Genomic DNA, 24,937 nt, shown 5'->3' on the forward strand with positions numbered 1-24,937 from the left:
AAAACACCGTTGACTCAGATTCCTGATACTTCAGCATCATAAATATACGGCCAGGCAAAATCAAAGACTCAAACATCTAGGCTGCAATCAGCTCGTGAGATCCTGAGAATGGTTCAATATCACTCAGTAAGCCGTCTAGATCGATTTCGGTTCTACCTTGGTCAAAGGAATATTCACCATTCAAATTAATGTGTTGCCAGGCAACGGGTGATAAATTGACAATGTAATCTGCTATATCATCTCTTCCCCGATCTTCATTTATTTTAAGGTAGGCAGATAGTAGCGCGGAGTTATAGTAAATAATGCAGTTTGAGATTAACCGGGAGCAATCATTCCACTGTGAAACCTGGTAATCGTTTCCGCCTCTAAATCGATTCCCATTAACGGAGGCAATGGCTCTTTTCAACTGGTGGTAGGCTTCGCCACGATTCAATGCTTGCTGGACATATCGCCGTAGTGTTGCATTATCAACATAATCCAGGAGGTAAAGGCATTTTATCAGCCGATCATATTCTTGGAGAGCTCGGAGTGTTTTACTTTGACCGTTACTGAGCTTACGAATTACAGTGCTTTGCGTCGTTGTTTTACGGCTCAGTGAGCAGATTATGTGCTGTATCTCATCCCACTCCTCTTGGATCAGCTTGCAATTTATGTCTTTCTTCAAGCGAATCGAGCAACCATCTTCCTCTGTAACTTCAAACAATTTGAAGAAGGTGTTTTTGACTTTTGCATACCGGGGTGCAAAGCGGTAACCAAATAGATCCAATATCGCAAAGTTGACGTTATTCGTGCCGTGATTATCCGTGGATAAAGTAAATGGCTGTATGTCTGACGTATTATTGTAGAGAAGGTCAAAGGCAAAATGCCCTTCGTATTCGTTCGCGCCAATAATTTTGGTATTGACCGGAACGTGGTTGGAGACGAGCGTCAGCGATGATACGCCTTTTCCTTTAAAGAAGTCTTTGGACGAGTAACGCGCTTTAAAGGTATTGATTCGACACTCAAACTTTTGGCCGTCGATACTGGAGTACAACTTGTTATCGTCAAAGTGATAATGAACAAAAATAGGCAGTGCTGCAATCGCATTGGATACCAGGTCATTCGACTCATTTAGCGTATCCATTCTGACGTAGCTTTCTTCTACACTTCGAAGTTTGCCTACCGAACGGTCAGAAATATTAGCCATCTTGTACAGGCCATAGTTGGTGCCATTCGCCAGAACACAAGCAATCAGATCATCATGATTGATCGACAAAACATCATGGTTCGCCGATATGTGAGAGAAAGCATCCAGAAAGCCGGTCTTCTGCTGTACAAATTTAAGCAAATCAACAATGCCCATGTGCTTTATTTGGCTATAGATAGGATTATCGACTGACTCTTTCCAGCGTCGATTTGGTATTGACCACTTTAATTCATGACGATCTTGGCTAAATTCGACATATTGGTTGTCACCGCTAAAGATATGGTCGCTGACGGACGCTAGCTTCTCTTCTAAGTCACTTAGCTTTTTAGCAAGCATCGTATCGACATGTTTTAGAGGGTGGGTAAGGCCAGATTTCTCGATGATCTGCTCCTTCTTCTCATTCCATTCTTCTGTGGCAATGAGATCACTCTCGAGACTACGATTCCGCTCGCTTTCTACAATATAAATTTGGTTAGATTCGAATAACTGGGCGGCCTTTCGATAAAGGTAAAACTCAAAACGGAGAGTTCTTTTCGTTTCATCAACGTCATAGACGTGTTGGCGCTCAGATTTCCGGATCAGTTTTTTATTAATGGTTGAAATAGATCCATTTTCGGCTATCTCCGAGATCGAAGATGCGAACTGTTCAATCAATTCGGGTTTGATTGCTCCGAATTCGACATCAACGGCTTGGAAAATCGACCGCAGCAACCTTTTAATTTTATTTGTTTGCCGACTTATATACTCCCATTCATATTGGGCCGTATCAAAATCAGTATCATCTAAATGGGCGCTGAGAAGTTTCAGATTCTTCTTCGGCAAGAGTTTGAACGCACGCTTCCGAACATCTCCGAACGTTCTGCTGTCACTGATATCTGGATCTACAAAAAAGCTCAGGATATTTCCGGCAACTTTGAGGCTGTCTTTTACAACATCGACATCTTCAGCGACTTTTTGTTTCGCGAATATTTTGCCAGATTCGGTGATTTTCCGGACTAGATACAAAAATGCCGATACTAGGTTGTCATTCGTTTCACGATACCTGAAATACAGATAACAGCACAGATAAAGCAGTGACTGGTCATCAGAGTGGCGTCGAAGCTTATAAACCGATTTATGCTTTACAAGCGAGGCATAGTATTCAAGGTTTTTCGGGGAAAGTGATAATTCGGCAATAATCTGTTTGAGCTCTGGATAAAGCTCTTTTATTGCCTGATGAGTAGTAAGTTCTCTATTGATTTGGCTCGACGAGAAATCCTTCGCCATTTGTTTTAGCCTGGATAGGTCGGTGAACGTCTCATCCGAACCCAAAAGCTTTAGTAGTGATTTTCTTGTTTTAGGTGTCATGCTTTTTTCAAGAACTTTTTTGATTCGAGCTCTTTCAGAAATGAGCACTTCAGATACATGATCCTGGAGTGTCGTATACCCGGCAAGTGCAATTTGGTTTTGATTAAAGAATGCGATGCATTCATCAAATACATACCGTGGATCGACGCTGATCGTAACGACATCCCGGAGTCGTTCTAGTATTTCAAGTTTGTGCGTTTTACGGCGATAGTACTGGTAACCTGTGTAGTTAAGCAAACGACTGACTAGTTTTGTCTTGGTTGAGGCAGAAAGATCCTTAGCTTTAATACTTTTACCCTTAAAGTATTTCGATATGATGAAATCTAGATCTGCCTTAACAGCGTTAAAATCAAAGTTTGGAATAATCGGCTTGCTTCTGAAGTAACCCAGCAGCAATATGAAATAGCACTTGGTGTCGATACGGCGGCATTCGTCGACAAGTTTCTGAGTCTCATCATCAAGCGAGAAATACTCCTCTCGCTCAGCATGACTAAACGTCGGTAGGGAATACAGCTCTGCGATTTCGGACTTATTGAGTATTTTGATGCGCTTATTGTTTGACTGCTTCATGATTGACCCCAGTGATTCTTATTTTTCGGTCATCATATCGGAATTTGGTTATATTTTGACCCTAAGGTCATTTTCGGGGGGATGGGCGCAAAACCCCAACAAGGTGGCTAGCTCAAGATCTACATTTATAGGTCCCAATTGCACAACATCTCTACAAAGATGTATTCATTTAGCAACTAATTGACGTAAATTATTCTTCAACTGTCTAACTGTATCTGATTGAGACACTTCCCATTCTTTAGAAAGATACTGAATTACGGTATCAACATCTGAGGGGAACAGTATTTTTCCCGAAACTTTCGCAAAAGGTCCATCTGTTTCTAGAAGAATTTTATCTTTAGGTAACCAAGATATAAGTCGCTTTCCACGTGCTGAGAAAAGCATTGCTGGTCCAACTGAAAAATAACAACCTATATCGACAGCTTCTAATAACTGTTTTTTTGTCCCCAAAAACCAGTGGAGAACAGGGATGCCTGCTTTCGGGTGTTTTTTCAGACACATTAAGGTTTCGTCTACTGCATTCAGGCTATGTATTGTTAGAACTTTATCATTGAATGACTCACATTTTTTCAGAATGTGATTAAAAACCAATAATTGGTCATCAAAATGCTCTCTCCAGCCTTTTGATCCATCTAGTCCAATCTCACCTATATATTTAGTTTTCTCTATAAGTCGATCGAAAATTGGTAGTTCATTTTTCCTTAAATGAGCTAGCTGAGGGTGCAATCCCAAAGCGGTTTTGCAATGCTTAAGCCCTTTTGTGAGATTAACAGTGCCTTCGAAGGCTGAAGGCACTGTTGTTACAGATAATACGTAATAGTTTGAGCGTTCAATGTCATCCAATACCTTCTGATGTTCGGGGTATAGATCAACATGGCAATGCATATCCATCATGATGTTTTGTTAGCCTGTATAAACACTTCAACTTCCATCAAACCACGCTTAAGCGTTGATTCCAAGGCATTACGTATAGACTTATCTAGTGGGATTGGACCAGATTTACGTAGCCAAGATTTGTAATTATTGGTTTGCTTCAACCGGATAATGGCTGTTTGAACTGCTTGCAGGTCGTCTCTTGTATCCTTCTCTTTAATTAGCGTTTTCAATCGCTTTGTTTTATATGGTGCGTCATCATCAAAGCCAGCATGATGAACAGATGCTCTTCTAATTAGACAGGGCAAGCAGTGCCCACATTGTATGTGTTCTCTGTGCCAGTGGCTGCATGAAACGCTTAGCGGTACGGCTTTTTTAATAGCGTTTTGGTCAACGCACTCAGCCAACATCTCCCCCTTTGTTTTAAACTGATAAGGGTTTACGAATTTGACGTCAAAACCTATGCGTGTCAGCAATTCTTCCAACCTCTGCAAGAAGTTGGGGTGTGTGGTTCTCGTACTGTGACTACCTATTCGCCTTCTAGTTAGTGGTGGATTGATTGAGATATAGCCATTCTCAGGAACGATAATGGTTTTAATACTGGCATCACAGTTAGCACTTCTCAGTGCGGAAATGCCCAATACGGCCATCGCCAAGAAGTTAAAGCTTCTCCCACGCATACTTATGTCCGTTCTGCCTTCATATGTTTTAATTATATGAGGAGAAATTGAATAGGAGAGCTCAGCAAATGGAGAAGACAACAAAGTCTTAATTTCTTCCTGTTTTGCACCATCTCCACGATAGGCGTGACTTACTAAGAGAGGCTTATATTCTGACTCTCCATTAAGGATATCAATAGCACCCACTGCACTATCAAGACCGCCAGAAAATAGGCAAACAGCATTTTTTCCTAGAAGAGTTTTGGCTTTATATTTAGCCTGCTTACTTATCTTAGGTTTAGGCAGTTCCATTGATGTCTGCTCAAAAGTGAACATCCATTGATCGCCAGTAAGAAAGTTCAAAATTGAACTCAACTCAGCGCTTTCTGCATTCCATATATTCGGTTCACTTACAGGGATGTGAAGGTGCATTTGCCTTGACCAAGCATTCTCAGCCTTCTCTCTTAACTCAAAAGTATCTGCTGCGGTAACAGCGGAAGCAATTGTAATTAAATCGATTGCCTTAGGCTCAACAGCAACTCCCAAGTCTCTTACTGTTTGCAGTAGCCCTCTGGAAGCTAAGCTGTGTTTTTTTTGATCATATTCGTGAGTGTGGAATAGTTGTACAGGGTGGCATGACTCTGAATATTCAGGTAGTTGGTTTGGATTATCATTGAAGTAAAACTTAGTCATCGAAACTCTCCCATTCTTCAACGGTCATTGCGATGGTATCAGCTTGAATCTTGGTAATGTTATTTCTGGTGATATTGCTAGGGTTGCCATTAGTGACCTTGTCTAGCTGCTCCTGAGCTATTACCTTGATAAGCTCCCTTAGCTCAACTTCCATGCTATGGTGCTTGCTAGCAGGTTCTACGTGGAACCAAGCCCTGCCCATGCCTTCAACCACATCTTGGAAAATCAAGTCAGTTAAATAGCAGCCGATGGCTTGTTGGATTACTTCTTCAGTAAAACTATTTGGATCGAAATCTTCTGTATCTGGTAGCGCTTCTTCCAGCGCGTAATCTAAGGCAATTCTCACAGAGTCTGAGTCAGCATTATCAGGAGCCAAATGTGAAGCAATTCTATCAATAGCTTGGTCAGTGGATAGGCCTTTCAAGTCATTTAAGGAAAGGCTTTGGTTGTTGACAGTAACAGTGTCTCCACGCATTACTCCAAGTAAACCAGTACCAGCCGTTATCCCACTAGCCAACCTTCGGCTTGTGGTTTTTCCACCACCAGAGCCTTTTTTAGAATAACTCTTTAGTGCTCGCCTTAGATCAGAGCTTGAACCTCCGGCCTTGGCATAATTCCCGAATTCTCTTCTAGCTCCTGCAAAACGGTTTGCAGGATTGGCAGTACCAGATGGTTTGCCGATTTCCTGCTGAACTTTTTCATTGTCGATTTCCTTGTCACCTTGATTTTCCCCGTCCGGGCCACCAGTATCTTGAGCTGGCTCAATTGTTACAGGCGGACTTTGTTCAGCCCATGACGGAATGAGTGGGCTCTGGTTATTAGGGCCAGTTGATGATGCTGAAGTACCCATTAATACCTACTTTTCTAATTCCTTGATAATTACATTCAACCACCTTTGCTTTGGCAGTCCCTTCACGTAAGTTAGTAGCGCCTTTTTACATTTAGGCTCTTCAACTGCTAGTAGTCTCGCGCCATATATGCCTGGGGGAGCTTTTGACCAATCACTTACAGTCCTGAAGTTTTCAATTAGTCCATCCATCACAGCTAAATAGTCTTCTCTTGGGGTCGCTGCTATGGCATTTTGGTTTGTATGGCTTAGTCTTTCCGTTTGTTTCATTAAATCCTTCACAAGCTTTTGAGCAGCGCCGGACATAACTGCATTCACTAGGCCCATGGGGATACTCTCTCTACTTAAGTATGCCGCTGGGGTCAGGTTCACATTTGCAAACATCGGTGGTAGCTTCGACCACTTGTCAAGAAAGGCTAAATCTAGCTTCCACTCTTCTGGTAAATCCATATCATCGAATTCAGCTTCTGGATCTTCCAATTGAGCCAGAATCTTTGGAGAACCACTCTCTGTATCAATCAACTGATACAGTTTGTTTGTTGCTTGAGTCCCCAAACAACGCTCAAATATCACCAATTTGGTAATGGTTTTCTCATCCAGCTGCATACCACGACGGAGTGCTGTTTTTCTTCTCATTTTCACCTGATTTAAGAGGCGTTTAACAATTCGAGGGTTCCCATTTATATTGGAGGACTCTGCGAGCAATGGAGCAAGTTGTTCGGCCACGATGAACTTACTTCTGAGTTCGTCCTTACCCTGAACATCTTGAACTTTATCAACGTCCAAAAGCTCATCGACTGATATGGGTGACTGCTTCCAAGATAGCTGAAGAGACTGCTCTAGGCTTTCCCTAAGCCCCTCAAGCTGGTCACTCGTAACGCCATGATCTTGAGCTGTCAACATCATCAGGTAAGCTCTGATTTCTAGAGTACCAGGTCTTGGAACGTGTACTGGGATTTGAATTAATTTATCTAGGTAGTCTGTTTGGTGGCGCTGCGAAGCTCCCTTGTGATATTCCGGCACAGCTAAGCGGATCATATCTTCGTCTGCCGCAATCACGAATGCTGTATTTGGTAAAAACAAAAATAGTCGTATCGCTTCCAGCGTCGAAATTGCATTAAATGGCGAGCAACGGTCCAAGTTATCGACATAGACTATGAGTGGTTTATCAAATTCACTCAACAAGTCTGAGTACGCATTGCGGAACTCTTTAATTTCTTTTGGGGGTGAAAAAGCCTTTTTAGGCTTTAAAATTTCTTTGTTATCTTTAGCTATCTGCTTCGCACCATCTACTGCATCCTTGGCATCACCAAAGTCTAGTTCGCGATCCTCTCCACCACTGAATAGCCCCATCAACTTCTGAAAACCACCCATGGTGGGAACGCCAGCTAAAGCTGCACCACCATCCATCAATAATCCCAAAGATCTAATGATGTCAACACGTCCTGCAAACTCTTTAGCCTTCTTGCTCAAGCTGGCGTTGTCTTTCGCTTGGTTTACCAAGGTAGATGCAATTGTCTCTAATAGAGCCGCTTTAGCATCGTCATAGCCTTGATACATCCATGCATCGAAATGGACTTGAATGTAGTCTTGCTTCTCTTCAGATATTGATTTTTTGGTTAGCTCTAAGATTGTTGATTTTCCTGCCCCCCAATCCCCAAAAACGCCAACAGATATTGGCATCAATTCCTTTTCGGTGATTAGATCCTTAATCGATTCGGCAGTTTCACTAAAATTTAAAAAGTCTAGTGAGGACTCTTTATCAGACCACATTTAAACCCCATTTTGTCTACAAAATAGCTGTTTTCAACACGCACTATTTTCTGACTTTTAAGTCAAGCCCCAAAACTAGAGCGTTGGAACCATCTTTATTTGTTAAGACTTCTATTTTATTTGCCCGTACACTGACTTCTTCAGGTAACTCATCTTTAGAACAATGGATTACAAACTGAGTTTTGGTATTCTTGTAGCGGCTAATTAGCCCTTCATCTATGTACTTTTCAACATCTAATGGCGTTGAAAAAATATCCATATTCCTTTGAAGCTCTTCGATTTCCTTAGTGTTCATATCTTCCTCATTTCTGCCAAAGCTATAACAGTCTATATCAAACTAAATATTCTGTTATTAGGAAAAATAGGTCAAATGATGACAAAAGAAGTGTGTCCCAAATCAGAGTCTGGCAAACTTCGGGGCATTTTCGATTTAGGAATGGCAGCGTATCGATTGCGATCGCGGCTATTTTAGCATGAGACTTTATTACTCTCTCACAGTAGAGTTAAAATAAAGCTAATCTGGTAAATAAAACGTCGGAACTGATTGCCAGGACTTTAAGTGACTATTAGACAGGAATCGAACTACCTGCCAGTTGCATTTGATACTTATTATCCCTGCTGGCAAGCGAGGTGACGAGCTGGTAGCTATTGCAATAGCTCAGAACAAGTGCTAGCCACTGGACGATAAACCTAACTTTGAAAGACTCTCTTCTCCTGTCAACACTGGGTGATAATGAAAGTGCGGTTTTAGACTTTCAGCAAACTGACTGACAACTTTTGGAAAGCCACTGTCTCCAGCTTGACTCTCGTAAGCTGAAATAAACGTAAAATCTAGTATCTCCATAGAAGGCAACGTCAACCATGCGTGAATATTGGCCATATTGGTAGGTGAACAGTCTAAAATTGATGACTTGATATCATCCTCAGTTAACTCAAAATATTTATTTCCATCAAATGTAATAGATCCAATAGTGAATATTGGTGGCGCTCCGTAAAAATGTTCTACCGCTTTCATTAGTTGAGAATGAATGTTTAGACACTGTCCTACGAGATCGGTGCCTTTTAGTGGGTTATATAGATAATTTAGAAAATCCAAGCAATTTTGAAGGTTTTCATCACTACAAAATTTCGCATCTAAAGCCTTAAAGCGTGTATCAGACAATTTAAGGTACCTTGAGCGCTCAATCGCCAATTCGAACTCTTCCAAATATCTCAACTTCTGCTCCTAAGCATAAACGCCCTATTAAGGTTTGAGCAACGCAATACTGATGCCGCCGCATACCACCTTCATCACCTAAACCAACGCATAGTCAAAATGCCACACGTGCCGAATCACTCTTGAACAATTTGTTATGTTCATAGCTACTCTAAATCAACACTAAGGTTACTATCATTTTGGCCAACGATTGTAGATCCAATACAGACATCTTGAAACACCACCAGCAATTCCTCCAAGTAGGATCAATGCCAGACCTTTAAACCCGGAAGATAGAGCATAGCCTAACTGTATTGATGTACTTCCCCAGCCGTTGGATAAGCCAGTTGATATAGCTAGTCCGAAGAGAATGATCAAGATAAAGCTAGTAATACTAATTTTCCACATTTTCATTATCAGAGAGAAAGCGAATGCAATGTAGATTAAGATCCTCAGCAATTCGATGAAGCCATAGTTAGCCATCCCAGCAAGAACATAGTTAATCGATTCGGTTAAGCTTAAAACCGCACTAAACAGAGCAAATATGGCCGCCCCCATGAAGATTACTTGTGGTAAATTGCTAACTGAAAGGTATACAAACAATCGGTTAAACAGCTTAGTAAAGAGTTTCGTCAATTTGTGTAATGAACTGCGTACAGGGAATCCTATTTTGATCATTACTTATTTTCCATTGCTCTTAGCGCCTCACCCAGTAGCTCTTCTGTACTTAGATTTTTGTTATTAGCTAGGCTCTTATCAACTGTTCTCAGTGCCTTATATTCTGTACTTGTACTTTCGCCATCGATGTCTTCTTGTCGACGTCCATATGCAATGTAAATGTTATGAAAGACTCGATTGCGCTCCTCTCCAGTACAATCTAAATTTGCCAATTGCTTTTCAGCACCTTCAAACATGATGTCTAAGCTATCATCTGTTTTGGCTTTACAGAAATGCCGATAGGCTGTATCAATGCTTGTCTCTGTAGAAACGACAAATTTTTTCGTATTCATTTTAATAATTTTCTCATTCACTTAGCTAGAGTAATACTAAATCTATCCATGTAAGATAATATTTCAATTTCATTTTTATAAACTTCGGTAAGTTTACGTTTAGCTTTATTATACGCCCCTAACTTTCCATACTTCTCCACGGACACAACTGTAGTCTTTGTCGATAATGATCCGTCATCACCATATACATACCACTTGGCCAAATAATGGAGTTTTTTTCTTCGAGGGTCTGATTTGATAGGTGCGTTCTTTTCTATTAGTTTCGGCTCTAGACTATGGGGTAATCGGGTAAACAGTTCAGGCTCATTCAAGACTCTTTTCCAAAGCTTTTTCCCCCACAACTTTATGCCGATTTCGTTCCTTAACCTAATAGCTTTCTTTAAACCTTTCTTCTCTCCAATACGGATATAACCAACCGATCTATGAAGAATTTTATCTTCGGGTGTATGGATGTGAATCTTAAATGCAGTCTCAGCTTTTGAGATAAACCTAAGACCAGTGTTTGTCTCGAAATTGGATTTCATGTTCTAAGCTAATTATCCGTATAATTAATTGATATTTAATCTTCGTATTTACTGAGTTTGGTCTCCAAACTAGTGATCAATTCCGGTAGTTTAGATACATACTCTTTAAGCATAGTTATTTGATGTTTAGCTAGGCTTCGCGCTTGTTCAAGCTCCCTAGTTGTCACTAACTTTGAAGCATCTCCTCCAATATTTTTCCAAAGTCCTGCATCAAGTCTCTGGTTTTTATACTGTAGATCACCACCTTGAGTGCGAAAGCCGGTATCGGTTTCTTTGATTGCGATACGCTCTTTGATTTCCCCAGCTCCAACGGTGTAAATTTTAAAGGGAGCTTCGACCTCGGGTTTTCTTCTCGAAGACATGGGAATTCCTGCAATCTTACGACAGGTCTTGCAAATAGGTTTTCCGCTTAGTTTTGCATTTTCTATACTTTTGTGGGGGTCATTACTAAACCAAAGGTGTTTACCACATAGTGAGACCCATTGGCTTTCTTTGTTCTTACTCACATCGTGGTTAATATCAATAATACAAGGCATGTATATTCCTCAAACCTATCATGGCATTACTCAATATCAGAAAGTGTGAAGGGACTTCTTTGAAGTATCGCGTTTAAGGGGTAATTCAATCATCAAATTTACTCGGATAATTTAGCACATCACACACGTGCTGTCGATTAATTTCTATCCAATCACGATTTACTGCACCCCAATCTATTATCTTAAACTCACCACCTTTAGTGTGTTCAATTTTAATCTCCAATTCATGAATAGCTTTGATAGTATCCTGTGCGGTTCTACGAGGCATATTCGTTGCTTCCACTATTGCTGGGACAGTGTTAAAACCTCTATCAATTAGATATGCAACTAACAAACGTCTCAGAAATGAGGTTTGAGTTTTACTCGGCTTATTATCGTTCATGCTATCCTTCTTCGTTAAACAAGTTTTTTTTGAACAGTATTCATCATCTTCGGTAGGAAGTAATTCCCATTACACTGTAATATCTTACGTCATGACCTAGTTAACAAATGGTTTTCATTTAACCTAGCCTAGGCTTAGTAAACCATCTATACAACTAGACCACGACACAAGTGACAACGTCACGCAAAACTCAACCAAATTACTTTATGTTCCCGAACATATGCTTTAAGCAATGTGAAGTTCCAATATGCTGGTACAGTCTGTGTGAACGTAGTTTGTTTAATAGATTCGGACTCTTTAAATGCTTTATGCACTCTTCGACTTCTCCCCGAGTAAAGAAACTACTTGGCATATTAAAATTAGTCGGGTGTACTGCCAAGCACCTCTCATTATTTGAGTCGGTATAAGTCATTTCAAACTCTAATTCCGGGTATATTTTCTGTAGCATGTTGATCTCATATACATAGCCCATATACTCATGATCAATGAACCTTTCGTGAATGTTTACGTTAGAAAGAGGGGAGGTATTTCTAAAAACTTCCTGGTTGTGGTGATAGAGGAACCGCGCAGTTATGGTCCTATGTTTTCCCTCTTCAATGAAGTAAGCATCCTCAACTTTTGTAAAAGAAATACCTGGTTTTACATGATGATCTAAATAGTAATTTGGATTTTCTTTGAGTTCCATTAGGGCTCGCTCAATACGTTTTAAGTGACGCCCACCTAAACAGTCCCCCCACTTCATCGCATCATAGCCTTGGCTATGACCAACAACGCGCTCTAAAGGAATACTGCCAAATCTCTTCTCAATATGTGGAAATAGATAAATTCCTCTACCCGTCAGATAATCGTCGAGAGGGAGTAATTCCGTATTGGTGAAATAAGCCGGATTTAGTCCATTTAGCTCCAGTATATTTGTTTTGATTGCCATACTCAGTTCCTCGTTAGTTTTTAAAGGTTTTAGCCACCGATTCGCTGGTGGGCTAATGAGCATATCAAGCAAAATGTCATCTCTACTACCTGAAGTCCCGCTTTTTGGAAGTCCACCTATCGTATTGATAGAGTCGATTTATTCACATACAACCCCATCACCATCTCTATCGTTCATATAAGAGTATGCAGGATGTGATCTTCTTACTGGTGCAATACCATTGCTGATAGCTTCCTTGCATGTAATCCTACCGTTATTATCTTCGTCATACATAAGTAACGGTGCGGACTTTGAAACGTTTCTCGTGGTTTTTATACTTTCCTCAGCAGGTTCATATACGATCATATCAGTGCTTGTGCAGTTTCTTAGTACCGAATCTAACGTTTCCACTTCTCTGCGGTCTACACTTAGAGCGTATTTCAACTTTACCTCGACCACTCTATTAGCAAACCAGCATCTGTTTTTTTGGGGTAACCACTCTCCAGCGTCCTTTCCACACTTACCGTTGTCACCACAACGGTTTACAGTAGGTGAAGCTAATGTAAGATTCAGGAGATCACTGGCAAATTGAATGCGCATTTCACTGGATTGTGAGCACATTCCGCTATCATGTGCTTCACTTGTTGACACTATATGCTCAATGTCTGTGTATCGGTCAGATTCAAAGTAACTGCCAGTGTAAGGGCCATATATCAATCCCCCCATACTACTTACTATGTGATCTTCTACTCGTTGAGAATAGTTGTATTGTTGAGATTTATCGTATGGAGAACATCTATTCTCAGGTTTGACTATTAAACCCCGCCATATCTCTGTTGAATAAGCATCAAAAGAAACCAATAAGATGCTTGTAAGAACAGCTTTAGAAATTGTTTTCATAAACTTCCATTGATTATTATGGTACAGCAATATACTTGAATGCACTAAGCCCAAGCCTTTTGGCATTCGCTCTTGCTGCGGCCTTATTCTTGAATGGATAGATCCCATAACTAGCCAATGTATCTAGTGCCACATCTACCGAATCAATTAACCAAATATCACGAACACACGGAGGACTTCCAGATACTTTAACGTGAAATAAATCTCCATTTTCATCTAATGAAGAAATAGTTTTGGAATCCACATAATTTAGATCAATGTGAACTATCTCACCGTCACTTTTGTAAAACCTGGGATAATTATGAACTGTAACTAGAAGATATCTCATACTATATATTTGCCTTTTGTAGTTAATTTGTCATCGTTTAATGATTTACAGGCGGTATTGCCTCATAGCTAATGTGGTATATTTTTGCATTCTATTAATAGGTGTTCGCATGCACATAACTGTATCTAGTTCTGATAAAAATTTGGACTCTGAACATCACACTTTTGAACAACCTTCCTTGCTGCTTAAAAATCGTATTAAAAGCCCAGAAGCCCAATCCAAATTAAAAATTCTCCGTCTTTCTGATTCAGTACTCAATTGCCACTGTGTATCACCACCAGCCACAATGTATCTACGTAAAAGGGGGGATTACATATTCATGGTGAATCATTATGAGCATGGCCAACATCTGCAAAATTGTCCCTTGTACTCAGACATAAAAGGTTGCAGAGAAGCGGTAAATAGAGATATTTCGCCTGAGTCCGAAGAATCAGATTTTAATACCTTTATTTATCACAGAGCGCTCCCTTCTACTGGAACTGATTCAACTAATCCAAAGTCAACTTCAACACGAACGCCCAGTGTACGGCATGGAGAGAGTAAGTTAGAAAGGCTGTATTATCATTTATTAACCGACACACTATCAAATTGGCATTTCTCCGGAAAATCTATGTCGGCTGAACAGCACTTATTCAAACTTAAGAGGTCTGCCAATAAAATCCTCTTTGGAAGTAGTACTCTTGATAAATACATATTTATCGGACCAACAGGTTTGAGATACGCTTTTTCAAAACTCTATCGTAAAACCGGGGCTGGGTGGAAAGGCCCTGGACGCCCACAAGCATTTTGCATGTTCATCACCAATACTATTGAGTTAAAAGAACATTCTTTAGTAATTGATGACACGTGTCTGTCGTTTACCCGTTTGGTGAGCCCTTTAGCCAAATCGGCACTTAAAGAAGTGGAAGGACCTTATTTCGTCTTAGCAACCTTATGCCAAATGCACTCAGAAAGAATTAAGCTACACACCGTTTACATCCAACCAATCGTTTCATTGACAAATCAGGTACCTATTACTTCATCATTTGAACGCAAGGTTTTTACCGCACTAATATCTAAAATCGATAATGGCTCAAAACGTTACAGTATTCAGAAAATACTAACCACTCAGATGCAAAGAAACACTTCGGACTACTCCACGCCGAGCTTTATCTTGCAACTGAAGAATAATCATGGAAAAGTGATTTACCGGAGTATGGTTCAAATTGACGATTCGATTTATAACTTAGATAGATTTAGTCGCTCACCCATTTCTCTATGGCGTGTTAACCACTCAATGACAATATCCCCTGATGAGCCAATAGATATTGCCACAGAAAAGATTCTTTAAACTATACGAGTTTTGACGTTACTCGAGCTCATCCGGTCAGACAGAGATCGACGTTTAGGGAAAACAACTATCAAGAACAAAATCGGCACCGTTAAGCAAATTAGAGTACCGAACAAACGATACACATAAGTAGAAACCTCAACGTTCTCACCTTCTTTTCCTTGCACCTGAAGTTTGAATATTTTTTCCCCTAACGTCCTCTTCAAAAGTATGTATTGGCCCATCATCGTAAAGAAAAAGAACACATAGAAATAACCTATGCTTTGGATAGTCAACGCATTTAGTTCAAAGACGTAAAACTCTAAAATACCGAATAATAAGCTAATCAAACAATAGTCGGTTACAAATGCCAAAAATCTCTTTATCACGTACCAACTCCGTTTAATAAAATATGTTCTTTAACCCTATTGATACAATCAATGTAAACATCTTTGTCAGTCATATCATCGACTTCACCCTTCTTCTTGATGAGTGCTTTCATATCTGGGAACGACAAAACCTGTCCTAATGCAATATTCAATTCATCATAAGGTACTGAGTCACCTAATGCCTCTTTTACTTTTCTTCTGACATGAACATCTTCGGCATCACTTGCTAATGACCATACTAAGCCAGGAGGTAACACCGATACGATAGGTTGAATAATTGGCGCTTGTATTTTCTTCAGCTTACCTATGTACAAGATTCCGCGCCCCATGCCATTTAAAATTCCAGCTTTACCGACATACGATTCTATAGATTCAAACTCATCATCTGTTAGCTTAAACTGTTCCTTAATCACCCGTTCTGTACCTACACCTGGGATGTTGCAAATGAAGGTATTAGTAGCCAAGTCGCGAATAGATGGAGGGAAAGCTTCGTACATCTGTGTCAATAAAGTGATGATCTCACGATACTTACGCGCTGTTTTTACTTCTTTATCAAAGTTTTCATCTAACTCAGGACATTGAGCCTGTTCGTATTCGTCTTGGAAGTAATACTTGGGTAAAGGCTTTTTCGCTCGAGCAATTCGAAGTGCACGCTTATAAAACACAGGATCTGCATCATTTTTTACATCATCTTCATGTACCCAGAAATGCCTTTGAGCTAGACCTTTTGCAAGAATAAACCATGCATTTTTCATCGCTGCTGGGGCGGAATCTACAACTGGTTTAGCGTTTACAAACAGCATTGAAAGGTCAGAGTAATCTACCATCGGATATGAGCCTAAAATTGCGCTATATCGATCTGTCATCAGCTGCACTGAAGCACCAATTAGGTCCAGTAGTTTTTCTCCTCCAACTTTGAAAGAACCCATAGCGCTTTGCTGTTCAGCCGACTTTACCTCTTTGGGTAAGTCAGAGATCAGCGGCCAAATATACCTATGAGCTATTTTTGACAATCTTAGGAAATATTGTCGTTGAGCGTTAGATATACCTTCTTCATTCGATGCTTTGTATAGGGCATTACGGGCGTTTAGGTAGCTGTACGACGACTCGCTCTTTAAATGTTTTTGTACAAGATGGTGAGCAAGCTCTTTCTGTATTTTATCGACGCCGGGTTGCGAAGGGTCAATTTTCCTAGGCTGTGAAATAGCCTTTGCTACCATACTGTCAATTATTGCTGAAACACAGTTATCAAGTTGTACGTGGATTGGCTGTTTCGAGCCACCATTGACTATCTTAGTAACAAAAGCAGTCGCAGTGTTGTTCTCCGGCTTAGCCAATTTATTGTAACCATATTGTGGCTCAAGCATGTTGTAAGCGCTTGTCTTTTCATTGGCAAGACTGATTGCCCCTACTTTAGCTCTATCCTCTTTCTTCAGGTTTGCCCTAACAGTTTCGGCAGTGAATAATATTGACTCACCATAGTCGACCCCCGCAATAAGAGGCAACGATGTCGTTCCAGCTAAGAAATGCATTGCCCTGGTTAATACACCAGCTTGAACTGACTTACCAGAACCCATAGATCCACTAACTAAATTCAAGTGATGTGACTGTGTTGAATCAAAGTCAATAGGCCATGGCTTGCCATCAGGTGTGATATAGAGTAATACGCCGGAGTCCCACGGCGAGGCAGGACGTATGATTGGAGCGGACGAGAAGGCTGTTTCAATACTGTCATTACTCGCTCTCCCAACAGGCCTTGAGCTATAGCCAGGTAAAGAGGATAAAAGGCCCTCTATAGGAAATGAGCACATACGTTGCCTTTCCCCTCCCCAACCTCTAAGTGCACTTTGTACGGCTTTGAAACGTGTATTAGTTTCCGTTTCGTTATCACCCCAAACAGTCACCGACATATAACACTCTACTGCACACCCTCCTTCTTGAATGAACTTTGTTGTCTTATTACAGGCTTTCAGAATTTCACTTGATATTGGGTTAGTTTTAGCAACGAATGTGGTGAGACTCGATTTAGTCATTTTAGAGGTTTGTATACTTTGGGAGCCAGAAACCAGAGTGTACGATATACGCATAGGAACATCTCTGTTAACTCGGTTTATAAAACTCCTCATTAACATAGGCTCATCCCCGACTAAGTAACGCTCAAGCGTGGTATAGCAGTGACCATTGAAAAACTTAAAGTCAGGTCTTTTAGCATCCTCAAAAGGCTGTTCTACTATCTGCGAATGTATGGAGCTATGCCCAATCTCATCAGTATCAACCTTGTAGGTATGATTGCTCATTATTTTAGGAGATGATTCTTGTCGTGTGGATGGTTTCCAACGGTCCTGGTTTTCAAAGTCTCGGTATAGAAGATCTCTGATTTCCTTTAATGCACGATGAGACTCTAGTTTTTCGAATAGAACGTACTCAGAAAAAATATTAGTCATTTCTGTAACAAAAGAACGATGCTGGTCGTAAATCTGCATCGTTTCTACCCAGTGATTCTGGGTCTTAGAGCTACTGCTTAAACTGTGACCATATTCATCTGCCAATTTTTTTCTATTTTCATTACCCTCTTTGATGTTTGGTCTATCAAGAGTTTGGGGTGTCGTAGTCAATACAATATAGGTCATCTCTGGCTTAATTAGCTGAGAAATGAGGCTCTTTTCAGTCTTGTTTAACTTCTCATTTTGGTAGCCCATCGTTTTTGATACAGAGTCCACTGTATTAAGACACTTGTTCACAAAGCTCTCAGAACGACTTGAATCAATATCGATAACAAAATCTATTCTGTTTCCACTGTCTGTAAAATTTTGTCGAGCTCTACTTGCCATAAAGTCAAGTATGGCAAGCTCCTGCTTATTTGAGTAGAACCTGTAAGCCCCGTTCAACTTTAGTAGGGTAACCATTGAACCATCGTGAGTTAGCAGTGAGTGAGGGTCAATGCTTGATGTTGTTTCTAATTGACAAATCTCATAGGGTTTATAGGAGATTAGATTCGCTAAAAATGAAAGAGCTCCCATTAGATAGTTAACCTCTTTACTTTCTTCGCAATAACTGGTTGAGTATCCACTCTTCTTGTAGATAGGGCTGTGATTAATTCACTCATTTGAGCTTTCTTATCCGCATCATCTAGCTGTTCAATTTGATCTAGTTTAATGACATCCTGTACCCCAAACGAGTTATGAAACTGTGAGTTAAGCTTTCCGAACACATTCAAATCTTGAAGCTTTTTGTATGTCTCGGGCATTTGACCATCTGAGAAAATTTCTAGCGGTTCAATTTCCATTTTCTACACTCCGATATCTGGCATTGCGCCAAATTTTTCTGCAATAATATTGGCTTTTTTTACATCTTGGCTACTTAACCAAACCCTTGCCGCACCGACACCAAACCCACCGCCGACGAAACCTGCTTTCATAAACGCTTCCGCAAGTTTGGAGCAAATAATCCTGTCATATGCTCTGAGGTACACTCCCAGGCCAGTAGCTTGTTTTTGACTTCCTAAGTGGACTTTATCGGCTAAGGCACACCAAATATTTTCACTGACCACACCTTTAGAGTAACTATATCTATTTTTTGATAGGTCTATTTCAGGCCTTACATCCAACTTACCAGCATTAGTTTTCAGGCCTCCCAAAATTTCAACCTCACAGTAACGTAAAATATCAATAACCTCTGGAAGAGCAGCCCATATTCTCGTTGTAGATTTCACACCTTCGATTCCAAAGGTAAAACTTTGAGCTCGCTTTGGGTCGATAGACTTTACTTTGATATTTAGAATTGCAGCAGTATTTTTATGGAGGTTCTTTAAACCTATTATGACTTTTTCTGTATCAGGGAGTAGTACTTTGTTTTTATATCCAGCAACAATTGGCCCATCGCTACTAAACGTAAATTCTTCCCAATTGTTATCCAAAGGAAAGTTTTGATTCATTAAGTATTCGAAATGCGCAACCCTTGGTAAGGTATAATGATAGATCTTTCCGTTTGCAGACTTTACAGTACCTTGGAATGACTGATACGCATCATTTAATGCCGCTTTAGCTGAAGCGTCTGCGAGTTCACTTATATTTAGTAGTTCAGAAGGTAGGAACCCTTGTGATTCCAGGTATTGTGGGATTTCACCACCAAGGCGATATCGAAGGTAGTCCGGATTAAGTTCGAATTTACCCTGTAGATCTGCAGCAATTGACTGAACTAGCTTTGCTAAATGTTGAATACCTTCAATATCTTTTTTAACATTCAACTCCCTCATTATCTGTTGTAAAGACAACCTTAAATATTGCGACGAACGTAGGTTAGGTACTTTGTAGAGGGCTTCTTTTTGAAATATAGAGTGTTGAATGTTAGTTACCCAAATTGTAGACATCTCCAAATCAGAATAGGAACTAAACTCCTTCACCTTGCCATCGACACAAGAGAATCCACTCCTAGGTTTTTTTTCATCGTTGAATATCGCTACGCCATATGTGTTCATTAATATCCTATCCTTCTAAACTAGAGATATGGTTGTTCACTATTTCTGGCCAATTGTTTGGGTCATAGAAATCTGAAAAGAAGTCTTGGTTCCTACTCCACTCCTCTATCTCTCGAGAAAAGGGATCTGGAGTAAACAGCAACCTTAAATGAGGGTACTTTAACTGACGTTCGGAATACTCTTTGTCATCCATAGCACGAAAGTCTTCAGCTAGTGCCCTAATGTTGGTTATTTTGTACACTTGACTTACTTGCTGCGCCGTAGCAGAAAGGAGCTCGATCCAGAGCCCTGTATCGCGTGCAATACGCAGAAGCGTAGTACCGCATTTTTCTGGACCTTGGATTTTTGCTAAGTAATTTGCAACCCAAGATATTCGAACGTAAGCATTGAGCTCCTCCTGGGTCAAAGAGGGACAAAAAACTAAAGTGGCAAGTTTATTATCTGCAACAAAACCCAGATGTTCACACATATGACATAGAGGGCATTTACACTCAAAGTTAATGATTTCGTTATGTTTGTGATTCCCATCCTTGTGATGAACATGTTGATACTTTTCTGAACGAAAATGGCAATCAGTACATCGATAGTCAACATCTGATAAAAACTCCACCCTTTTTAGTTGAAAGTCTTTATCATCAGATGGTTCTGGTGGTTCTGATAAACGCCATTGATGGCTTCTACTAACACCTATGAACATTACTCACCTATATATGTCATTTGTGGATATTTTACAATACCCCAATTATCATAATAATTGGGATGATTAACAAGGAATAATTTGGAGAGGCGTTAAGTAAGCGCTTATACCAAGATCGAACTGAGTACTTTTCCGATTGATATCTTTATAACGTGGGCAGGTGAACAGTAGAGGATGGCGAGCGATTATGAGTAAAGATGTGGCTTCTTTCTTTTTCTGTTGCTTATAAATACTGATGTTTCGGGTTATCGATTTATGCTACGCCATAGCTGTTTAATAGTGGCATTTGTATGATGCTTGCGGTTAGTAAACCATTTCCGATACAAAACGCCATCGGTCGCACCGATATTACCTTGATTACCTGCTAACCAAGCTCTGTGCAACTCACTTCTAGCAACCAGCCGCCTAAAACTTCTTGGCAAGAAAAGCTGCTCATACCCAACAAAATAGGCTCGCTCGCATATCAGTTTATATACACTTGTCATACAGTTTTCCTTATCCAGTTAATGTTTCTTTTTAGGTTTCAGCAGCGTCTTAACTAGCTTATCTATCTTACGCTTCTGCTTGTACATGGGCGGTTGTATAGGGCAACATCTAAGAGATCACTTAGCTCTCCAACAGCATCACCAGTTTTAGTCGGGTTTACTGACCTTTAAGCACCACCCCCAGTTCTTCTAGTGGCCATACGAGTGTCTAGTTCTTATGTTGAACATGGCTCCCTCTTTGTTATCAAGTTGTTCTGATGGCATTAATCCATTTGAATCGCCTATTTTGACAGTTGTCATAAGCATGTAGGTGTAATTCAATACCTTTTACACAATCTAGTTGTTTACAATGTCATTTTTTGCCGTTTTTTCCGTAGATAAAACCATACACTACAGTAATAAAAGCGAAAATGAAGAACCACATTAAATTTTCATTCTCGATTAGAGTTTCTAGAGAAAAATCTAGGACAAATCGGACTAAGAAATAGGCACTAGCAAGGGCTGAAACGTTAGTAATAAAGTCCGCGAACTTCCGGTGGTTAGGTTTTGGTTCTGGCATGTTTTTTCCAATGTTGATTACAGCCCATGTCTAGGGCTGTATTTGTACTGTTTCTCTGCTCGCTTTCTTAAGCAAACAGCCTCAAAAAAGTCACTTGTGCTACTAAGGTACTTTTGCTTATTACCCACTCCGATGTAGGCGACAAAGTAGCCATTGATCTGTTTCACTCCAGTCACACCAGTTTTGTTGCGGCGACTTCTAGCTAAATTTCTCTGAGCAACGCAGTTGTCCCCCTACGTAAATTGCTCCATTTATCATTTAGAGAATCACCATCTTTATGATCGATGATGAAATCAGGAAAATGACCAGTCATTATTGACCAAGCGATTTGACCAGATGTGTACTCTTTACCGTCAATGACAATTCTGCGCCACACGTTGCCTTTCTTCCGCTTGACGCATCCCGCAACTAGATTAGCTCGGCGGCCTCTGCCCAACTTTTTCCACTGGATGATGCCACTATCAGGGTCATAGGTGAGTTGGTTTCTAATCTAAGTTACTAATTCCAATACTATCTTCCAACGTTAAATTCGCTCTAAAACTGGCAACTGAAATGAGCCAGTTGCGCTTTGTAACCAAGCACGATGTATCTGAGTGCGAGCAAGTAGCTTCCTAACCAATTTGGGGACTTCTTTTTTGGCTTTATCGGCTTGGTTATATGACCAGATCTGCAATGGCTCGTAACTATCTCTATCCAGCAGGAACTACTCTTTATATCCAACTTTATTGGGATTTCTATTACCAAATCTCTTTCTAGCCAACCACATCCCTAAGAACTGGAGTACGACAATCAAGATCATCACTGAAAAAGCCATTTCACGATTAATAACGCCAACGAAAAGTAACACTAGACTTAATACAAAACCGATGACAATTGCTTGTAAATGGTGCTTATGTAAAGAGGTTCCTTTAGGTTGCCAATATCTAGCTAATATATTGTCTAACATAAGGTGTTACCTACATCTTGATGAGAGCGTTAAAGAATAGTTCTCCATCAGTGAAAGCATCTTGCAACGTCAAACCGTATGCTCTGTGCATCCATGCGGATTTCAGGACTGATAGCCTACACTTAACTTGAAATTCTGCTTCTTCTTTATCTAAATTTGGATACCCAGCAACCCCCAATAATAGGTCATGTATGCGCTGATTAGATTGGCTCAACTTGATTATAATTGAAGGAGTAGTGATATAGTTTAGTTTCTCTTTAGATACCTCAGTTAGCTCCAACTCTGTAGCAATCACATCAAACCATAAGGTAACTTGTTGTACGCAGATGGAGCTATCGGCATTTGTATATTCACTCAGGCTATCACTAATTTCTTTAGCTAATACTATTTTCATTTCTTGTTAGTCCTTGGTCGTTGTCTTAACTTTTTCTTTAAGGTCTGCGTTCTTATTTTTGAAGCATTTTTACGGTTCTAAAAGGTAAATCTAAGGTTTTTATGAGCTAATATGTTCCCTATCCTAATTAACCTACTTTTTTAGCTAAAGACTTTGCCAGTCCCTCGTTAACAAATGATTTCCAATTTTCTTTAGTTAGTTCTGCCTCGACAACTTCTTCTTCGACTAGCGAAATGATGATTTCTCGATTAATTAGGTTTGTAGCCATGTCTAAATCATGTAAACGAAGGAACGATGTTACACCCCACAGCTTATCTGAATGAAGTTCCAAGCTATCAGGTAGACCCATAAGAGCAGCGAAAGCAAAATCACCTTGTCTTAATCCCCTGCAATGCAAAACCATCATATCTTCAAATCCAAGATAGATTGCTTCTAATGGTTTATCCTCATCATCGTTTGGCTTTAGATGAACTAACCATTTATCCTGATGGACATCAACTAAGTGATTCATCCCTTCATAGTTTTGTAAACCTCGAAGGTTATTGGACATGAGCACACCGTAAACCAACTTTAGTTTTAAATGATCATCATTTAATGGTGTGTCAGGGTTTAGCACACCCTCCTCTCCACGATCTAGAATAGGTAACTCAGCAGCATCTACCAAAACAGCTAAATCTTTTTCGGTATGGGGCATCTGCCATACTGCATATTGCATTTCATTCTTTGACAAAGTTTGCACTCCAAGTTGTTATTACTACTTCTATCAAAGGCACTCAAATCAACCTGTTAAATGCCTTTTGCACAAGTTCGATTTTTCCAATACTCTCAAGTTACTTAGTGAGTGGGATAGAATTTGAATCCATAAAAGAATCAACCTGTTTAACCAAGTCTACTGCTGTCGGCTCTGTCTCTAACGTTGACCGAAGTTTGTTGATTGTTGAAACGCACTCCTGATTAACTTTGAGAGTAATTTCACCTAGGTTGTTAATGTTGGAGTCACAAGCCAATTCCAACTTTGCATCAAGTAAACTTAGCGCAATAGAATGACCTAATTCGATTACCATTTCTTCTTGAGTCGTTGCTTGAGCTTGCAAGGAAAGAGCAGCTAAGATCGTAGCTACTAACTGTATTTTCATATTTTCGATTTTCCCATTACTTCAGCGACAAAAAATCGCCTGTGTATTCATAGTTGACAAGCGCATGTAAATCTCGCCTATGAGAAGGCGTTGCTTCTTCTTTAGCTTGCTCATAAAACCACTTTCCCGCACCATAAAGATCATTGTTGATGTCTAGCCACGATACATCATATTAATTACCATCTTTTTTGTTGATGGAATCAACACGCTCGTTCCAAGTTCAACCATCTACATGCTTCACCAAAGAACGCATGTTTTCCTTAGATTTTTCAGTTAATTCAAAAGCGAATGGGTTAGAGGTGTTTGATAGTTTATCTAATTCAAGGTCATCTCTAGTTTCAGTCTTACTCCTGTTTTAGTCTCCTATTTTTAAAAGTTCAGCGTTCACATACTGCCATGTTGTTGAGTTAAACCAGTTAATCGGATCTATTTCCCTGTCTGGAACCAACCAATGAAAACCATCTTTTAATGCTTCTTTGTCTAGGCAATACTTATTATTATCTAAGAACCTATCCCAAAAGGAATTGTCAGATAATACATAATGATAATTTATGAGGGCAACGTATGGCAGGTAATAAGTGGCAAATCAGTGATGAACTCTGGGAGAAAATGGCTCCTCTCATCCCGGAACATAGAACTCAACACCCGCTGGGTACGCACCGCAAGCGGGTTGATAATCGCGCTGCAATGAACGCCATTTTCTTCGTACTCAGGACGGGTTGCCAGTGGAATGCGCTAAATGCCACCGGTATATGCTCGTCAAGCTCTGCTCATCGCCGATTTCAGGAGTGGCGGGATGCTGGCGTATTTGAACG

Annotated in this window: 26 protein-coding genes; 2 read left to right on the forward strand and 24 right to left on the reverse strand. The window is 40.1% G+C overall.

Features of this window, described 5'->3' with window-relative positions; genetic code table 11:
* Positions 1-76: 76 nt before the first annotated feature.
* The 14 genes from R7Q46_RS13760 to R7Q46_RS13825 form a co-directional block, all read right to left on the reverse strand.
* On the reverse strand, positions 77-3,103 hold the full coding sequence (locus R7Q46_RS13760) for a Tn3 family transposase (RefSeq protein ID WP_213899624.1): 3,027 nt from the start codon (positions 3,101-3,103) through the stop codon (positions 77-79).
* Between the two features lie 165 nt (positions 3,104-3,268).
* On the reverse strand, positions 3,269-3,997 hold the full coding sequence (gene qatD / locus R7Q46_RS13765) for a Qat anti-phage system TatD family nuclease QatD (protein WP_025634089.1): 729 nt from the start codon (positions 3,995-3,997) through the stop codon (positions 3,269-3,271).
* Positions 3,994-5,328, reverse strand: a complete 1,335-nt coding sequence (gene qatC / locus R7Q46_RS13770; RefSeq protein ID WP_025634087.1) for a Qat anti-phage system QueC-like protein QatC — start codon at positions 5,326-5,328, stop codon at positions 3,994-3,996. The genes qatD and qatC overlap by 4 nt, the downstream gene beginning before the upstream one ends.
* A complete protein-coding gene (locus R7Q46_RS13775; protein WP_054574966.1) occupies positions 5,321-6,178 on the reverse strand; it encodes a hypothetical protein in 858 nt (285 codons plus the stop codon). The genes qatC and R7Q46_RS13775 overlap by 8 nt, the downstream gene beginning before the upstream one ends.
* A gap of 6 nt (positions 6,179-6,184) precedes the next feature.
* A complete protein-coding gene (locus R7Q46_RS13780) occupies positions 6,185-7,948 on the reverse strand; it encodes a P-loop NTPase fold protein (protein ID WP_025634902.1) in 1,764 nt (587 codons plus the stop codon).
* A 43-nt stretch (positions 7,949-7,991) separates the two neighbouring features.
* Positions 7,992-8,243 (reverse strand): hypothetical protein, encoded by a 252-nt coding sequence (locus tag R7Q46_RS13785; protein WP_206937404.1) that lies wholly within the window; start codon positions 8,241-8,243, stop codon positions 7,992-7,994.
* Between the two features lie 375 nt (positions 8,244-8,618).
* The gene (locus R7Q46_RS13790; protein WP_213899625.1) at positions 8,619-9,164 is read right to left on the reverse strand and encodes a hypothetical protein; all 546 of its coding nucleotides are present in this window, start codon (positions 9,162-9,164) and stop codon (positions 8,619-8,621) included.
* Between the two features lie 174 nt (positions 9,165-9,338).
* Entirely contained in the window at positions 9,339-9,821 is a 483-nt protein-coding gene (locus tag R7Q46_RS13795) for a hypothetical protein (RefSeq protein WP_206937402.1), read from the reverse strand.
* Positions 9,821-10,153 carry a hypothetical protein gene (locus tag R7Q46_RS13800; protein ID WP_029811850.1) on the reverse strand — a complete coding sequence of 111 codons (333 nt, stop codon included), beginning with the start codon at positions 10,151-10,153 and terminating at the stop codon, positions 9,821-9,823. The genes R7Q46_RS13795 and R7Q46_RS13800 overlap by 1 nt, the downstream gene beginning before the upstream one ends.
* A gap of 17 nt (positions 10,154-10,170) precedes the next feature.
* Positions 10,171-10,677, reverse strand: a complete 507-nt coding sequence (locus R7Q46_RS13805) for a hypothetical protein (protein ID WP_029811849.1) — start codon at positions 10,675-10,677, stop codon at positions 10,171-10,173.
* A 35-nt stretch (positions 10,678-10,712) separates the two neighbouring features.
* A complete protein-coding gene (locus tag R7Q46_RS13810) occupies positions 10,713-11,213 on the reverse strand; it encodes a hypothetical protein (RefSeq protein ID WP_025634894.1) in 501 nt (166 codons plus the stop codon).
* Positions 11,214-11,298: 85 nt separating this feature from the next.
* Positions 11,299-11,595 (reverse strand): helix-turn-helix domain-containing protein, encoded by a 297-nt coding sequence (locus tag R7Q46_RS13815; protein WP_025634893.1) that lies wholly within the window; start codon positions 11,593-11,595, stop codon positions 11,299-11,301.
* Between the two features lie 199 nt (positions 11,596-11,794).
* Positions 11,795-12,523, reverse strand: a complete 729-nt coding sequence (locus tag R7Q46_RS13820; RefSeq protein WP_206937400.1) for a hypothetical protein — start codon at positions 12,521-12,523, stop codon at positions 11,795-11,797.
* A 138-nt stretch (positions 12,524-12,661) separates the two neighbouring features.
* Positions 12,662-13,402 carry an excalibur calcium-binding domain-containing protein gene (locus R7Q46_RS13825; RefSeq protein ID WP_025767055.1) on the reverse strand — a complete coding sequence of 247 codons (741 nt, stop codon included), beginning with the start codon at positions 13,400-13,402 and terminating at the stop codon, positions 12,662-12,664.
* A gap of 437 nt (positions 13,403-13,839) precedes the next feature.
* On the opposite strand from R7Q46_RS13825, the gene R7Q46_RS13830 reads away from it, so the two are divergent.
* Positions 13,840-15,060: a hypothetical protein gene (locus R7Q46_RS13830; RefSeq protein WP_206937398.1), complete on the forward strand. Its 1,221-nt coding sequence runs from the start codon at positions 13,840-13,842 to the stop codon at positions 15,058-15,060.
* On the opposite strand, the gene R7Q46_RS30800 is transcribed toward R7Q46_RS13830, so the two are convergent.
* The 10 genes from R7Q46_RS30800 to R7Q46_RS13875 all read right to left on the reverse strand — a co-directional run bounded on the left by R7Q46_RS30800 (position 15,057) and on the right by R7Q46_RS13875 (position 24,122).
* Positions 15,057-15,428 carry an RDD family protein gene (locus tag R7Q46_RS30800; protein WP_025767057.1) on the reverse strand — a complete coding sequence of 124 codons (372 nt, stop codon included), beginning with the start codon at positions 15,426-15,428 and terminating at the stop codon, positions 15,057-15,059. The genes R7Q46_RS13830 and R7Q46_RS30800 overlap by 4 nt on opposite strands.
* Entirely contained in the window at positions 15,425-18,448 is a 3,024-nt protein-coding gene (locus R7Q46_RS13835) for a hypothetical protein (RefSeq protein ID WP_213899626.1), read from the reverse strand. Before R7Q46_RS13835 ends, R7Q46_RS30800 begins: the two co-directional genes overlap by 4 nt.
* Positions 18,448-18,714 (reverse strand): hypothetical protein, encoded by a 267-nt coding sequence (locus tag R7Q46_RS13840; protein ID WP_025634882.1) that lies wholly within the window; start codon positions 18,712-18,714, stop codon positions 18,448-18,450. The genes R7Q46_RS13835 and R7Q46_RS13840 overlap by 1 nt, the downstream gene beginning before the upstream one ends.
* A gap of 3 nt (positions 18,715-18,717) precedes the next feature.
* Positions 18,718-19,905, reverse strand: a complete 1,188-nt coding sequence (locus R7Q46_RS13845) for a hypothetical protein (protein WP_025634881.1) — start codon at positions 19,903-19,905, stop codon at positions 18,718-18,720.
* 7 nt (positions 19,906-19,912) lie between these two features.
* Positions 19,913-20,602, reverse strand: coding sequence for an HNH endonuclease (locus R7Q46_RS13850; RefSeq protein ID WP_025634880.1), 690 nt, complete (start codon positions 20,600-20,602; stop codon positions 19,913-19,915).
* A gap of 1,246 nt (positions 20,603-21,848) precedes the next feature.
* Entirely contained in the window at positions 21,849-22,022 is a 174-nt protein-coding gene (locus tag R7Q46_RS13855; RefSeq protein WP_140050538.1) for an HNH endonuclease, read from the reverse strand.
* A gap of 327 nt (positions 22,023-22,349) precedes the next feature.
* Positions 22,350-22,592, reverse strand: a complete 243-nt coding sequence (locus R7Q46_RS13860) for a hypothetical protein (RefSeq protein ID WP_025767062.1) — start codon at positions 22,590-22,592, stop codon at positions 22,350-22,352.
* Positions 22,593-22,602: 10 nt separating this feature from the next.
* On the reverse strand, positions 22,603-22,986 hold the full coding sequence (locus R7Q46_RS13865; RefSeq protein ID WP_025767063.1) for a hypothetical protein: 384 nt from the start codon (positions 22,984-22,986) through the stop codon (positions 22,603-22,605).
* 127 nt (positions 22,987-23,113) lie between these two features.
* Positions 23,114-23,716, reverse strand: a complete 603-nt coding sequence (locus R7Q46_RS13870) for a hypothetical protein (RefSeq protein WP_140050539.1) — start codon at positions 23,714-23,716, stop codon at positions 23,114-23,116.
* Positions 23,717-23,816: 100 nt separating this feature from the next.
* On the reverse strand, positions 23,817-24,122 hold the full coding sequence (locus tag R7Q46_RS13875; protein ID WP_169567642.1) for a hypothetical protein: 306 nt from the start codon (positions 24,120-24,122) through the stop codon (positions 23,817-23,819).
* A gap of 564 nt (positions 24,123-24,686) precedes the next feature.
* On the opposite strand from R7Q46_RS13875, the gene R7Q46_RS13880 reads away from it, so the two are divergent.
* Positions 24,687-24,937 (forward strand): transposase (locus R7Q46_RS13880; protein ID WP_206937396.1); only part of this gene is annotated, 251 nt, incomplete at its 3' end.

The organism is Vibrio sp. 811 (assembly GCF_033339195.1).